14 protein-coding genes are annotated in these 13,692 nt (G+C 33.5%); 12 read left to right on the forward strand and 2 right to left on the reverse strand.

What is annotated here, in order from left to right:
• The 4 genes from mutL to R9X47_RS01450 all read left to right on the forward strand — a co-directional run bounded on the left by mutL (window position 1) and on the right by R9X47_RS01450 (window position 4,671).
• Complete coding sequence (gene mutL / locus R9X47_RS01435) at window positions 1-1,953, forward strand: DNA mismatch repair endonuclease MutL (RefSeq protein ID WP_432664906.1); 1,953 nt, start codon at window positions 1-3, stop codon at window positions 1,951-1,953.
• 13 nt (window positions 1,954-1,966) lie between these two features.
• Window positions 1,967-2,902 (forward strand): tRNA (adenosine(37)-N6)-dimethylallyltransferase MiaA, encoded by a 936-nt coding sequence (miaA, locus tag R9X47_RS01440; RefSeq protein WP_432664907.1) that lies wholly within the window; start codon window positions 1,967-1,969, stop codon window positions 2,900-2,902.
• A gap of 56 nt (window positions 2,903-2,958) precedes the next feature.
• Complete coding sequence (gene hfq / locus R9X47_RS01445; protein ID WP_432664908.1) at window positions 2,959-3,210, forward strand: RNA chaperone Hfq; 252 nt, start codon at window positions 2,959-2,961, stop codon at window positions 3,208-3,210.
• Window positions 3,211-3,375: 165 nt separating this feature from the next.
• Window positions 3,376-4,671, forward strand: a complete 1,296-nt coding sequence (locus tag R9X47_RS01450) for an aminotransferase class I/II-fold pyridoxal phosphate-dependent enzyme (RefSeq protein ID WP_432664909.1) — start codon at window positions 3,376-3,378, stop codon at window positions 4,669-4,671.
• A gap of 95 nt (window positions 4,672-4,766) precedes the next feature.
• On the opposite strand, the gene lexA is transcribed toward R9X47_RS01450, so the two are convergent.
• A complete protein-coding gene (gene lexA, locus R9X47_RS01455) occupies window positions 4,767-5,387 on the reverse strand; it encodes a transcriptional repressor LexA (protein WP_432664910.1) in 621 nt (206 codons plus the stop codon).
• 152 nt (window positions 5,388-5,539) lie between these two features.
• On the opposite strand from lexA, the gene R9X47_RS01460 reads away from it, so the two are divergent.
• Window positions 5,540-5,839, forward strand: a complete 300-nt coding sequence (locus tag R9X47_RS01460) for a LysM peptidoglycan-binding domain-containing protein (protein ID WP_432664911.1) — start codon at window positions 5,540-5,542, stop codon at window positions 5,837-5,839.
• 226 nt (window positions 5,840-6,065) lie between these two features.
• Here the strand turns inward: R9X47_RS01460 and R9X47_RS01465 are convergent, their stop codons facing one another.
• On the reverse strand, window positions 6,066-7,193 hold the full coding sequence (locus R9X47_RS01465; protein WP_432664912.1) for a tyrosine-type recombinase/integrase: 1,128 nt from the start codon (window positions 7,191-7,193) through the stop codon (window positions 6,066-6,068).
• 199 nt (window positions 7,194-7,392) lie between these two features.
• Between R9X47_RS01465 and R9X47_RS01470 the strand changes: the two genes are divergently transcribed.
• The 7 genes from R9X47_RS01470 (at window position 7,393) to iolG (ending at window position 13,680) form a co-directional block, all read left to right on the forward strand.
• On the forward strand, window positions 7,393-7,932 hold the full coding sequence (locus R9X47_RS01470) for a hypothetical protein (protein ID WP_432664913.1): 540 nt from the start codon (window positions 7,393-7,395) through the stop codon (window positions 7,930-7,932).
• A gap of 54 nt (window positions 7,933-7,986) precedes the next feature.
• Entirely contained in the window at window positions 7,987-8,691 is a 705-nt protein-coding gene (locus tag R9X47_RS01475; RefSeq protein WP_432664914.1) for an MBL fold metallo-hydrolase, read from the forward strand.
• A gap of 26 nt (window positions 8,692-8,717) precedes the next feature.
• A complete protein-coding gene (locus R9X47_RS01480) occupies window positions 8,718-9,548 on the forward strand; it encodes a PhzF family phenazine biosynthesis protein (RefSeq protein ID WP_432664915.1) in 831 nt (276 codons plus the stop codon).
• Between the two features lie 186 nt (window positions 9,549-9,734).
• A complete protein-coding gene (locus R9X47_RS01485) occupies window positions 9,735-9,941 on the forward strand; it encodes a hypothetical protein (RefSeq protein WP_432664916.1) in 207 nt (68 codons plus the stop codon).
• A gap of 251 nt (window positions 9,942-10,192) precedes the next feature.
• A complete protein-coding gene (locus tag R9X47_RS01490; RefSeq protein WP_432664917.1) occupies window positions 10,193-11,230 on the forward strand; it encodes a LacI family DNA-binding transcriptional regulator in 1,038 nt (345 codons plus the stop codon).
• Window positions 11,231-11,442: 212 nt separating this feature from the next.
• Complete coding sequence (locus tag R9X47_RS01495; RefSeq protein WP_432664918.1) at window positions 11,443-12,423, forward strand: sugar ABC transporter substrate-binding protein; 981 nt, start codon at window positions 11,443-11,445, stop codon at window positions 12,421-12,423.
• A gap of 231 nt (window positions 12,424-12,654) precedes the next feature.
• Complete coding sequence (gene iolG / locus R9X47_RS01500) at window positions 12,655-13,680, forward strand: inositol 2-dehydrogenase (RefSeq protein ID WP_432664919.1); 1,026 nt, start codon at window positions 12,655-12,657, stop codon at window positions 13,678-13,680.
• The last annotated feature ends 12 nt before the right edge of the window (window positions 13,681-13,692 follow it).

Below are 13,692 nucleotides of genomic sequence, written 5' to 3' on the forward strand. Positions count from 1 at the left end.
ATGATGAAAAGAATAAAAAAACTTGATAAATCAGTTTCAAATAAGATTGCTGCCGGTGAAGTTGTTGAGAGGCCTGCTTCAGTGGTAAAGGAGCTACTGGAAAACTCCATAGATGCAAACGCCACTTCGATAGTAATAGAGATTAAAGATGCTGGAAAATCATATATAAGGGTTTCCGATAATGGAAATGGTATTTATAGGGATGATATAAATCTAGCCTTTGAAAGGCATGCAACTAGTAAGATACATACCGATGAAGAAATATATGACATTAAAAGTCTAGGCTTCAGGGGTGAGGCCCTTGCAAGTATTGCATCGGTTTCTAATGTCGAAGTTATAACCAGGACTGTAGATGATGAGTATGGGATAAAGGTAGAGCTTATGGGTGGAGAAATTATAAATGAGAGTTCATTAGGGTGTCCTAATGGAACAACGATTGTCATTAAGGATCTCTTTTATAATACTCCTGCAAGGCATAAGTTTCTTAAATCAAACTCTACTGAGACAAACTATATAAGCTCCATCGTAAACAACATAGCTTTATCTCATCCCGAGATATCCTTTAGATATATTGTAAACAATAAAAATATATTTACCACCCAGGGGAAAAATGACCTATTTAGTACAATCTATACTATATACGGCAAGGATAATGCCCAGAACCTAATAGAAATTGGTGGAGAAGAAGATGCAATAAAGCTAAGGGGTTTCATATCAAATACAACTTATACAAGGGGTAATAGGCAGCTCCAAATATGCTTTGTCAATGGGAGATATGTGAAATCTAGGGTGATTTCTAAGTCTATAGACTCCGCATATAACACACTCATACCTCATAATAGATTTGCAATATGTTTCTTGTATATAGAGGTTCCATCAAGTAAGGTTGATGTGAATATTCATCCAGCTAAGACTGAGATAAGGTTTAGGGATGAAAAACAGGTATCTAATTTTATCTATAAGTGTCTTAGGGATAAGCTATTAAAGACAAACCTTATTCCTGATGTCAATATAGGTAAAGCTAATACTAAAAAAGTTGAAAATGAATTTAAGTATATAAACTTTGATAAGGAAAAAGAGCTTGAATCTTCTGAGCAATTAAGTCTTTCTGTTAAGGACAAGGGAACTACTTTTTTGAAAGACTATAAAAAAGTAGAAATTAAACCCATTGCAAGAGAGAAATATTCTCCTAAAGAGGAACATAATCGAAATCAAAATGAGAATAATATAGTAGATGATGTAAAAAAGATAGATTCTAATGTGGAAACCAAGGAAGAGGCTGAAATCGGTAAGATTTTTGAAGAAATATTTATCCCTGACAAGCCTAGAGAAATTGTTAAACCGAAAATTGAAGAACCAATAGAGCCAGAGGAACATCTATTAGATAACATAGATATTGTAGGGCAATTGTTTGCAACATACATAGTGTGTCAAAAGGATGATAAAATGTTTTTAATAGATCAGCACGCGGCACATGAGAGAGTGCTCTATGAAAAGTTTATGAATAATTATCTTAAAAGTGAGATAATATCTCAGATATTACTGGATCCTATAATTGTTGAACTAAATTATCTAGATAAAAATGTTATCATAGGAAACAAAAATATTTTTATGAGATTAGGGTACAAAATAGAAGAATTTGGTTATAATACAATTATATTGAGGGAAGTTCCTATTATGTTTGGTGGTCCTGTTGCCAAAAAATTCTTCCTAGAAATAGCTGAAAATTTGAATAATGATTCTAAAAACAGCTATGAGTATAAGATAGAAAGAATCATACAGATGTCATGTAAAAAGGCTATAAAGGCTGCAGATAACCTCTATGATATTGAGATAGAAAATCTTATTGAGGATCTTAAGGCTTTAGAGAATCCATTTACATGCCCCCATGGAAGACCAGTGATTGTTTCCATATCTAAATCTGAAATTGAAAGAAAATTCTTAAGGACTTAAGTAGGTGTGTAGTATGAAGAAACCAGTAGTTATTATTGCAGGACCGACGGCAGTTGGCAAGACCGATATATCCATTGAGATTGCTAAAAGGTTGGAAGGAGAAATAATCTCAGCAGATTCAATGCAGATATATAAGTATTTGAATATCGGTAGTGCTAAACCCACCGAAGAAGAAATGCAGAAAATACCTCATTATTTAATTGATGAAATCGACCCACGTACAGAGTTTTCTGTATCAGAGTATAAGAATCTAGCAAAGGAATACATTGATAAGGTTATATCTAGAAATAAGCTTCCCATAATTGCTGGAGGAACAGGCTTATATGTAAATTCTTTGCTTTATGATATGGACTTTTCAAATACTAGCTCTGACAAGGAAATCCGAGATAGGCTTACCAGTGAGTATGAGAAATATGGTGGCGAGTATCTACACAATAAGTTAAAAGAGGTGGATAGCGAAGCAGCCGAAAGAATACATACTAATAATGTAAAGAGAGTTATTAGAGCATTAGAGATATTTTACTCAACCGGTGAGACAACAAAGGATTTTAGTAAGGATCTCATAGAAAATCAAGATTACAATTATATACTAATAGGACTTAGGAGAGATAGACAGCTTTTATATGAAAGAATAAATATGCGTGTTGATATAATGTTTGATCAGGGACTGTTAGAGGAAGTACAAGATCTTGTGAATATGGGACTAAAGGTAGAAGATATTTCTATGAAGGGAATAGGATACAAGGAAGTAATAGGTTACATAGATGGTGAATATGACTTAAGCTATGCTAAGGAGCTTATTAAGAAAAACACCAGAAGATATGCTAAAAGGCAATTAACATGGTTTAAACGATATGATAAGATGAAATGGTTTGATCTAGATAATGATAAAGAAAAAATTATTTTTAATATTATTGAGTTTATAGAAGGGAATATTAAGTTTTTATAGAATAGTTAAACTTAAGATTAAGATATTATTTCTAATTAGGAGGGTAAATACAAAATATGAAATCTTCATTAAATTTACAGGACATTTTTTTAAATCAAGTTAGAAAAGAACGTGTACCGATTACTATATACTTAATAAATGGCTTTCAACTTAAAGGATTAGTAAAAGGATTTGATAGCTACATAATAGTAATTGAGACAGATGGCAAGCAGCAGATGATTTACAAGCATGCAATCTCTACTATATTGCCACTAAAGGCTGTAAACTTTTTATCAAATAATAATTTAAAGAAGAATGAAGATAACTAATTAGAAGACTAAAATTGTTTATTTAGTATGAGGTTAGTTATGGGGGATACAAAGTGCGGACAAGGTAAAGGTCGTACTTTCGTTAAGAATGTTAGCAGATAAAATACGGCTATTAGGCCGTATTTTTATGTGTTTATTTAATATTTGAGTGAAGGGTGCAATGAAATGAAAACAACGAAGGATTTACTATTAAATACATTTAATATTGAAGAAGGAATTGTTAAGCTTGTTGAATCGGTAGAAGATGAGATCATGAGTGAGTTTAAAAAGCTAGATGGAGTAAAGTCTTACAATCAATTTAAGGTTTTAAAGGCAATGCAGGATTGTAGACTAAGTGATACCCATTTTAATTGGAACACTGGTTATGGATATAATGATGCTGGAAGAGAGACATTAGAAGAGGTCTATAGCATGGTATTTAATGCTGAGGATGCAATAGTACGTCCTATAATTGTTAATGGAACCCATGCACTAACTCTTTGTCTTACAGGAGTACTTAGACCTGGAGATGAAATCATATCAGCCACTGGTAAGCCATATGATACTTTAGATGAAGTAATAGGAATTAGAAATGAAAATGGATCTTCACTTAAGGACTTTGGAGTTCAGTATAAGCAGATAGATTTTTTAGATAATGGACAGGTTGACTTAGAAGAGTTAGTAAATAGCATAAATGAGAAAACTAAGATGGTATATATCCAGCGTTCAACTGGCTATGGATGGAGAAAGGCGCTAACTATAAAAGGAATAAAGGAAATAATAGATAGCGTAAAATCAATTGATAGTAATATTGTTATAATGGTTGATAATTGCTATGGAGAGTTTTTAGAATCTGAAGAGCCAACGGATGTAGGTGCAGATATAATGGCAGGCTCCTTAATTAAAAACCCTGGTGGTGGACTTGCTCTAACTGGCGGATATATCGTTGGTAAAAGAGAACTGATTGATCTGATTTCCTATAGAATGACTTCACCTGGAATAGGTAAGGAGTGTGGACTGACCTTTGGACTTACTAGGAATATGTTCCAAGGGTTATTTATAGCGCCGCAAGTGGTGACAGAGGCATTAAAGGGGGCATTACTTTGTGCTAAGGTTTTTGAAAATCTGGGATATGAAGTATGTCCAAAATATGATGACGAGAGAAGTGACATAATACAGGCCATAAAGCTGAACTCTCCAGAAAAGGTTATTGCTTTTTGTGAAGGAATCCAGAGTGCAGCACCAGTGGACTCTTATGTTACACCGGTACCTTGGGACATGCCGGGGTATGATAGCCCAGTGATTATGGCCGCTGGAGCCTTTGTACAGGGGTCTTCAATAGAACTAAGTGCCGATGCGCCTATAAAAGAACCCTATATAGCATACTTTCAGGGAGGCCTAACCTATGAACATGCTAAGTTTGGTGTTTTAAAGGGCCTTCAAAGTATGTATGATAAAGGACTATTGGAGATTAATATGTAAATAATAAATTACTGCATAACAAAAGAAGAGTTAGGAGCTAACTCTTCTTTTGTGTGTTGAAAACCCTAAAGAGTGGAAAAATAACTTAGATCTTGTTAGTGTAATTTTCTAAATACACCCTTAACTATTCCAAGTACCTTTGCATCATCTACAATAATAGGTTCCATAAATTTATTCTCAGGTTGCAACCTTATATAGTCATCTTCTTTGAAAAATCTTTTTACAGTTGCTGAATCGTCTATTAGAGCAACTACGATCTCTCCATTGCTTGCAATAGGCTGCTGTTTTACTAGAACGAAATCGCTGTCTAATATACCAGCATCAATCATACTTTCTCCCTGGATCTTTAACATGAAATATGTACCGGATTCAAGGAAGTCTACAGACACGGGAAAAGTTTCTTCAACATTTTCAACTGCCAAAATAGGTTCGCCAGCAGTAACCTTTCCGATTACAGGTATATGAGCAATTTCCTTTTTATCTGGGAATATATCACTACTTGAATCCAAGACTTCAATTGCTCTTGGTTTAGTAGAGTCACGTCTAATATATCCTTTTTTCTCAAGTCTTCTTAAATGTCCATGAACAGTAGATGTAGATTTTAAGCCAACTGCTTCGCAGATTTCTCTAACTGAAGGGGGATAACCCTTTGAATTAACTTCACTTCTTATAAACTCTAATATCTTGCTTTGTTGTTTAGTCAAATCTAAACTCATATTAGCACCTCACAATATTGCTATTTGCTATATTATAACATATTAATAAAAACTATTCAAACATAAGTTCGATAAAACTCTTTACTTGGAACGTACGTTCGTGTATAATGAAATCAATAAGAAAAGCGAACGAGTGTTTGGAGGTATGGAAAATGAAGAAACTTAGAATTGTTAACCGAAAAAGATTTATGTTAAGTATGACTGTGATAATGATTACTTTATTTTTTCTAGTATCTAATGTTTTTGCGATTGTAAACAGGGCAGAAGGTTATGAAGAGCCAAAGTATAAGGAAGTTGTTGTTAAGAACGGAGATACTATATGGGAGCTAGCAAGGGAGCACGGACCAAAGAAAGTTGACGTTAGAAAAACAGTACATGAAATGGGTAGAATAAATAACTTACATAATTATGATGTTTTTCCTGGGCAGATAGTAAAAATCCCTGTTAAGTGAGCAAATTGCATAATTACCATCTAAAAAAACTTTTTACTATATATAATCTTAAAAAAACTAGAGCTATACCATATTTATTATGTAATTCTGCCAAGTTAGAATTATGCAGTTGTTTTAAATAAAAAGAATAATCCGAGTATAATTTGAATTTGTAATTAAAAAAGGGCTGACTCATAAATGTATATCATGAGTTCAGCCCTAGGTTGTTTCAGTATGTTGAGTTACTTTATTTATCCTCTTCTTCTAGCCACTCAAAATTCTTAACAATCTCTCTTTTGACATTTTTCTTATGGGCAGCATACAACTGAGTTGTTGTGACATTGTCGTGATCCAGTAGGTTTTGTACGTCATAAATTGAAAACCCATACTGAATGAGTGAAGATGCTGCTGTAGCTCTTAGTTTATGAGGGCTATAACCGTTTTCTCTTGTTGTATCTAGAGCTATTGAAGTGTATTTCTTAACAAGCTTTCTTACGGAGAGCTTTGTCATCCTCTTCTTTTGAAGAGATAAGAAAAGGGCATCTTTATATTCCTCAGATAAACTATCGGGAGAAGGTCTTTCCTCGTTAATATATTCCTTTAAAGCACTTTCAACGGACTTATTTAGGGGCATATTAACTTCCTTTCCTCTTTTTCTATAAATCTTGAATTCACCACGATTAAAATTGAAGGAAGAAATGTTTAGTTGCTGCAATTCATTTAATCGTAAACCATATGTAGTAAATAAAACGAGTATAGCTTTATCCCTTAGCTTTGTTTTAGACCAATACTGCTTTTCCTTTTCTGTCAGGCCAACTCCATTTTCAACGGCATCAAGCATTATGGCAACTTCATCAACTTCAAGTTTTTTAATTGCATCGGGCTGTGGCTTAGGTAATTTTATAGGGTTAAAACCGTCGGTTATGTTATTTGCTAAAATTTCATCCCTGTACAAGAACTTAAAAAGTGAAACAAGGGAAGATTTTTTACGAGCTAAAGCCCTGTTACGATTCTCCATAACAACAGTAGACTCATTATTTCTAATAAGATATCTAGCACAATAATCTCCAATATATCTATTAACATCACGAGCTCTAATTTTATTAAACTCTTCAGACTTAATGTCTTTTACTATGGTAGCCTGTGTAAGGTTAGTTTCCTTAACAAGGTACTTACAAAAGAAAAGAACATCATTTAAATAGGCATGTCTTGATGTTAGAGAGATACTATTTTTTAAAAATATAAAATAATCTATCATAAATATAGGAAGCTCGGCCTCAATAGCTAAACAGGCTTCAATAACTTCGTTTTCGGACTTAACAATATTATTGGGTTTTGATGACTTATTATGAACGATAAAATCTTTATGGGCCATTGTATTACCTCCTTAGGACTTATAATAATTATATAAAGCTAGTAATTTGATATTTTTATTTTATACAAAATAGAAAGAGATTTCAATTCATTAAAGAACAAAGAATAGCGTAATTATCCCTTCAATTGTAATATATGGTATAATATTTACTGGTTATATTTAAAAACGTTATAAAAAAATTACTCGGAGTTGAGGAAAATTGAGATATAAATTACATTCAAGTTTAGATATAGATACCTGTAAAGACAAATTAGATGATACACTAATCAGTGATTGGGTCTACAGATTAACGGGTTTAGGTTATGTTGGATGCTTAGATAGGATATTTAATAGCTTTTGGGTTTATAATAGGGCAAGCATCTTTATGACAAATAGAGGAGGATATAGGTTTTATTCTACTAGGAAATTCTGTGGAGAATTAGAAAGAAATAAAGATGAGACAATTATTACTGGTGAATTCAAAATAATAAACATATATAAGTTTGGATGGGGACTTTGGTTTACAGTATTATCTATATTCATTATTTTCGTTACTTTTCTTTCGATAAGGGATATGCTTATAACAAATAAGTTTGATATATCTTACCTAACGCCGATATTATTAATGATTTTATTTGGAGTAGTTGGTATTTTAATAGTAAGATATAACATCAATAGAGGAGAAGAGGCTGAAGAAGATACACTTGAGTTTATAAAAGGGGTACTGGATGTTTATAAAGTAGAATCGGAAGAGTGGTAGTGATAAACAAGTGAATTATAAAAATCAAAGAGATTTATTAGGGGGAATAGAAGAATGAATAAAGGGAATTCAAAGGTGATTCCAATAACCTTTGGGATGGTTTCAGCTTTTATTATCAAGGGTGAAAAGACCATATTGATTGACACAGGACAACGTGGTAGCGGGAAAAAAATCCTAACAAGGATGGAGGAAGAAGGAATCGATCCTAGCCAGCTTAGTTTAATAGTTATTACCCACGGTCATAACGACCACTTTGGAAGTGCAAGTTTTCTCAAGGAAAGAACCGGGGCACCCATTGCCATACATAAGAATGATGCTGATAATCTGAGAAAAGGAATTAATGGTAGGTTACAACCAACTAGAAGATCAGCTAAGTTTCTATCTATATTAATGGGAAGTGGAGAAAAGCCAAAGGTTAAAGGCCTTGAACCGGATATTCTTATTGAAGACAAATTTGACTTAAGGGACTATGGTGTAGATGGTGAAATAATATGGACTCCTGGACACACAAAGGGATCAGTGTCGGTAGTATTGGGAAGCGGTGAAGCCTTTATTGGTGATCTATTAATGACATTTCGGTCAAATAGAATTCCCAAATACCCACTTTGGGCATATGATCTATCACAGATTAAAAAGAGCATTAAGGAAATTATTAATATGTCACCTAGAATATTATATGCTGGCCATGGAGGACCTTTTACACCTGAGTCAGTAATCGATAGATTTAAAGCCGATATAGCTTTTAACAATAAGATATAGAATATGTAATGGGAGGGCTGATGATAATGCCTATACAGATATATCAAGTAGACGCCTTTACAAATATAGCTTTTAAAGGGAATCCGGCAGCGGTTTGTATACTAGAAAAAGAGCTTGAAGAAGAAATGATGCAAGCAATTGCCTATGAAATGAATTTATCGGAAACTGCCTTTGTAATACAAGAAAATAATGGTGAAGAAAAAACAAATGAATTTAAAATAAGATGGTTTACCCCAAACCGAGAAGTACCTTTATGTGGGCATGCAACTCTTGCAGCATCAGAAGTATTATTTAATCAACTAAATATCCCCTTTGATGAGATAATATATAGATCAAAGAGTGGGATACTAAAGGCTCAGAAGGATGTATATGGAATTAGCTTAGATTTCCCTATTGATGAAGCTATAGATGTACCATTAGAACAGTTTGACGATCTTTTAAAGGCTATAGGTATTTCAAAGTACAGGAATATATTTCTTGGGAAGAAAACAAAAAAGCTAGTGATACACCTAGAAAGTGTAGAAGAAATCCTACAGGTAAATCCTAACTATGAATTGATGACTCGACTTGATATAGATAATATAAAGGGTGTGGGAGTCACTACCTATAGTGGTGAAGAGAATGATATTATATCAAGATATTTTAATCCTTGGGCTGGAGTTAATGAGGACTCGGTGACAGGCTCGGTCCATACTTTACTTGCATCATACTGGTCTGAAATCCTTGGGAAAAATGAATTGAAAGCATATCAAGCGTCTAAAAGGGGCGGTTCGATGGTACTTAGAATCAAAGAGAATAAGAGGCTAGACATGATAGGAGAGGCAAAGACAATTCTTAGGGGTGTGTTAGATCTTTAAAATCTTGGATTTTTATTTTTAATCTTTAAAGACGCATTTGGTAATAATGCCACAGGTATTAGTATAAAATAAATAGAGAAGACTTATAATTATAAATGACCTATTGGAATAATATACGGTAAATATATTATGTTGACTTTCTAGTGGTACTTTATCTTTTTAGGAAGTATAGGAGAGATTTTAATTATGAAAAGTAATAGAATAAAATACTATATTCAAACGATAGGAATAATATTAATTGTAATAAATTCATCAATGAAGTTGATTTTTAATTACCAGATGCCAAGGGTATTATCCTATTCAATTGTGGTAATAGCCGGTATTTACTTCTATCTAACATTTAGGAATGGTTTCACAAGTTTTTATTATCAACTTAAGAATAGAAGTAGATAGTTTTTTATGAAGGTAAATCAAAATTTCTAAGTCCTCCATTTCTATAAGTGGAGGTATTGTTTTGTCATTAAATTGAGTAAAACTTTTAATTGAAACCCTTGAGTTTATAAGACTTCGATAAAGTATACTTTTAATGTGTAATTTTTAACGAAGTGTAATTTTCTGAAAATTTCATAAAAACACTTTACAAAACAAGCTGTAGATTGTATAATTACTTTAATAAAATACAAACGTTTGCAAGAGGTGACAACATGGCCATTACTATTAAGGATATTGCAAAAATTGCAGGAGTCAGTTATTCTACAGTATCTCGTAGTTTAAATGACAGTCCACTTGTTGCACAGTCAACTAAGGACCAGATAAAAAAAATAGCTGAGGATTTAGGATTTGAGTTTAATGCCAATGCCAGAAGCTTGACAACAAGCAAAACTGGGACAATAGGGATTATTTATCCTGAGAACTTTGATGAATTCGGCATACATCTATACTATGGATCACTTCACTATCAACTCAGAAAGAGTCTTGAGGCGGTAGACTTAGACCTTATTGTAGCCTTTCCTAAGAATAGAGCTACAAAGGAAAACAATATAAAGAAACTAATAACCAGGCAGAAGGTAGATGGACTTATTATTGCTCAATTTGACTTAGATCAAGATACAATGCGATTTATTGATAATGCTAAAATACCATTTGTATTCTTCCATCATCCAGTTGATCCAAAATTAGAGGATGTAGATGCAGTTTGCACAGACCATTTTAAAGGAGGATATTTAGCCACCCAGCACTTAATTAAGACTGGGCGTAGAAATATAATGTGTATACCTGCTGGAAGTGATAGGGAATTTAATCTGAGAACAGAGGGCTATAAAGCAGCATTGAAGGATAATGGAATAAAATTTGATAGTAACTTAATAATTGAAGGAAAGCCTGACTTTGAATTAGCAAAGGAGATAATAAAGAAAAACATTCAGCTTGTAAAATCAATAGATGGTATCTTTGCACAGACAGACTTAATGGCTTGGGGAGTTATAGAGGCACTAAAGGAAATGAACATAGCAGTACCCGATGATATTGCCGTAGTAGGGTACGATGATATTGAGCTTAGTACTTATATTACCCCTAAACTAACTACAATACATCAACCTAGGGAAGAGATAGCTATACTAACATGTGAGAGACTACATGAATTATTAAATAGTAAGAACACTAAAAGGAAAAGAAAAAAGAAAACTGAATTAGTACCTACATTAGTTATTAGAGAATCATGTGGTTATAAGGATCAAAAATAGAAATACAATTTTTTTTACAAATCACAACAAACGTTTGCAAAGGATATAAAATCATACCTTGTTGGAATATCATGGTTGTATTATTTTTAACAATTAATGCAAACGTTTGAAAAATGTCGAATAAAGTTTTATATTGCTATGACTATCGAAGTTTAGATTTAGCTATATGAAATTTTATAAATAATAACTATTTAATAAAGGGGAGATCTTTTGTGAAGAAAAGAAGTAAAAGGCTAGTGGCATTTATGTTGGTTATTTTAATGAGTGTAGTTGTTTTTGCGGGCTGCGCTTCCAAATCTACTGGGAATTCATCAGAGAACACGGAAAAGGAATCAAAGAAAGTAATAGGTGTTGCTATAGCTGACTTTAGTGACCAGTTCCAAGTGTATATGATGGATGGAATGAAGGAAGAGGCTGAAAAACACAGTGACGTAGAAGTAATGCTTATGGATGGAAAATATGATGCCAATACACAGCTAGCTCAAGTTGAGAACTTTGTAACGCAGGGCGTAGACGCTATAGTTGTTATGGCAGTTGATAGAGAAGCTGCAGGTCCAATGGTTAAGGCAGCAGTAGATGCTAAAATACCCGTTATTAGTGTTAACAGGAGACTTATCAACCAAGATATAGCTACTTCTTATGTAGGATCTGATGACCTTAATGCGGGTGAGCTTGAAATGAAAGCAGTAGCTGAAGCTATGGGCGGAAAGGGTAATGTAGCAGTTTTATCGGGAACCTATGGACATGAACCTCAAATAAGAAGAACCGAGGGATATAAAAATATACTAAAGGATTATCCCGATATAAAAATCGTTGTTGAAAATACAGGGGACTGGTTTAGAGATAAAGGGCTTGCTGTAACAGAAAACTGGCTTCAATCAGAAATGAAGATAGATGCAATTGTTGCAAATAACGATGAAATGGCTTTAGGAGCTATAAGAGCTGTTGAAGAGGCTGGTCTTTTAGATGAAATAATAGTTGCAGGAGTAGACGCTACACCAGATGCTTTAGTTTACTTACAGAAGGGCCAATTAGACTTTACTGTATTTCAAGATGCAAAGGGGCAGGGAAGAACATCAATAAAGGTTGCTGTTGATGTAATTAATGGGGAGCAAGTTGAAAAGGAATATGATATACCTTTTGAGCTAGTAGAAGAATCAAAGGTTGATTATTACCTTAAAAAATATGAGTAAAGCAGTATCAACTTAAAGTACTATTTAAAAATCATAAATTACAGAATCAGTTTCCAAAGTAAATATTAATAAATATTTTTCAATTATAAAATATATAAGTTACGAAAAATCTATTACATTCCGAAGATTTGTCATCCTTAGAAACATTGGATGTCAAATCTCTAGAATGTGAGATCTTTATCGTATTATATACAGACTAAAAAAAAGAAAGCATAAGGAAGGGATGTGAACATGAGCAAAATCAAAGTAGGAATAATAGGGGCTGGGCGTATAGGAAAGCTTCATGGTGAAAATATTGCTTACCATATTCCACAGGCTGAAATCATTGCAATAGCAGATCCATTCATAAATGAAGAAACAGTGACCTGGGCAGAAAATTTGGGAATAGAGAAAATAACAAAGGATTATAAGGTATTACTTAATGATAATGAGATAGAAGCCGTTCTAATATGTTCATCAACGGATACCCATGCTCAGATAACAATAGAGGCAGCTGAAGCTGGAAAACACATATTCTGCGAAAAACCTGTCGACTTAACAGTGGAGAAGGTTAAAAAGGCCTTAAAGGCAGTAGAAGAAGCAGGAGTAAAGCTCCAAGTAGGGTTTAATAGAAGGTTCGATCACAACTTCAAAAAGGTAAGGGATACAGTTCAGAAGGGAAAAATTGGAGATCCCCATATTATAAAAATAACATCGAGAGACCCTGCACCACCACCAGCTGAGTATGTAAAGGTATCGGGAGGTATATTCCTTGATATGACAATCCATGACTTTGATATGGCTAGGTATTTATCTGATAGTGAGGTAGAGGAAGTATATACAAGTGCAGCGGTCTTAGTAGATCCTAAAATTGGAGAAGCCGGTGATGTAGATACGGCCATAGTGACTTTGAAGTTTAAAAATGGAGCACTAGGTGTAATCGATAACAGTAGACAGGCGGTTTATGGCTATGATCAAAGAGTAGAAGTATTTGGATCAAAGGGAGCTGTATCTGCCGATAACGACCGTCCAACAACAACAGTTTTAAGCACAACCGAAGGAGTAGCAAGTGACAAACCATTATGGTTTTTCTTAGAAAGATATACTGGATCATTCGTTGATGAGATGAAAGAATTCTTTAACGCTATTATAAATAATACTGAGCCTCCTGTAAGAGGAATAGATGGACTAAAACCAATATATATAGGATTAGCAGCAAAAAAATCCTTAGTTGAAGGAAGACCTGTAAAAATAAATGAAATAGAAAATGAATTTTAATTTGGGAGGTTG

Source organism: Wukongibacter baidiensis (genome assembly GCF_050888315.1).
GTDB classification, from domain to species: Bacteria; Bacillota; Clostridia; order Peptostreptococcales; family Caminicellaceae; genus Wukongibacter; species Wukongibacter baidiensis.

Excerpts from the sequence above, each read along its gene's own strand:
- mutL (WP_432664906.1), top strand. The coding sequence starts at position 1 with ATGATGAAAAGAATAAAAAAACTTGATAAATCAGTTTCAAATAAGATT.
- miaA (WP_432664907.1), top strand. The coding sequence starts at position 1,967 with ATGAAGAAACCAGTAGTTATTATTGCAGGACCGACGGCAGTTGGCAAG.
- hfq (WP_432664908.1), top strand. The coding sequence starts at position 2,959 with ATGAAATCTTCATTAAATTTACAGGACATTTTTTTAAATCAAGTTAGA.
- R9X47_RS01450 (WP_432664909.1), top strand. The coding sequence starts at position 3,376 with ATGAAAACAACGAAGGATTTACTATTAAATACATTTAATATTGAAGAA.
- lexA (WP_432664910.1), bottom strand. The coding sequence starts at position 5,387 with ATGAGTTTAGATTTGACTAAACAACAAAGCAAGATATTAGAGTTTATA.
- R9X47_RS01460 (WP_432664911.1), top strand. The coding sequence starts at position 5,540 with ATGAAGAAACTTAGAATTGTTAACCGAAAAAGATTTATGTTAAGTATG.
- R9X47_RS01465 (WP_432664912.1), bottom strand. The coding sequence starts at position 7,193 with ATGGCCCATAAAGATTTTATCGTTCATAATAAGTCATCAAAACCCAAT.
- R9X47_RS01475 (WP_432664914.1), top strand. The coding sequence starts at position 7,987 with ATGAATAAAGGGAATTCAAAGGTGATTCCAATAACCTTTGGGATGGTT.
- R9X47_RS01480 (WP_432664915.1), top strand. The coding sequence starts at position 8,718 with ATGCCTATACAGATATATCAAGTAGACGCCTTTACAAATATAGCTTTT.
- R9X47_RS01485 (WP_432664916.1), top strand. The coding sequence starts at position 9,735 with ATGAAAAGTAATAGAATAAAATACTATATTCAAACGATAGGAATAATA.
- R9X47_RS01490 (WP_432664917.1), top strand. The coding sequence starts at position 10,193 with ATGGCCATTACTATTAAGGATATTGCAAAAATTGCAGGAGTCAGTTAT.
- iolG (WP_432664919.1), top strand. The coding sequence starts at position 12,655 with ATGAGCAAAATCAAAGTAGGAATAATAGGGGCTGGGCGTATAGGAAAG.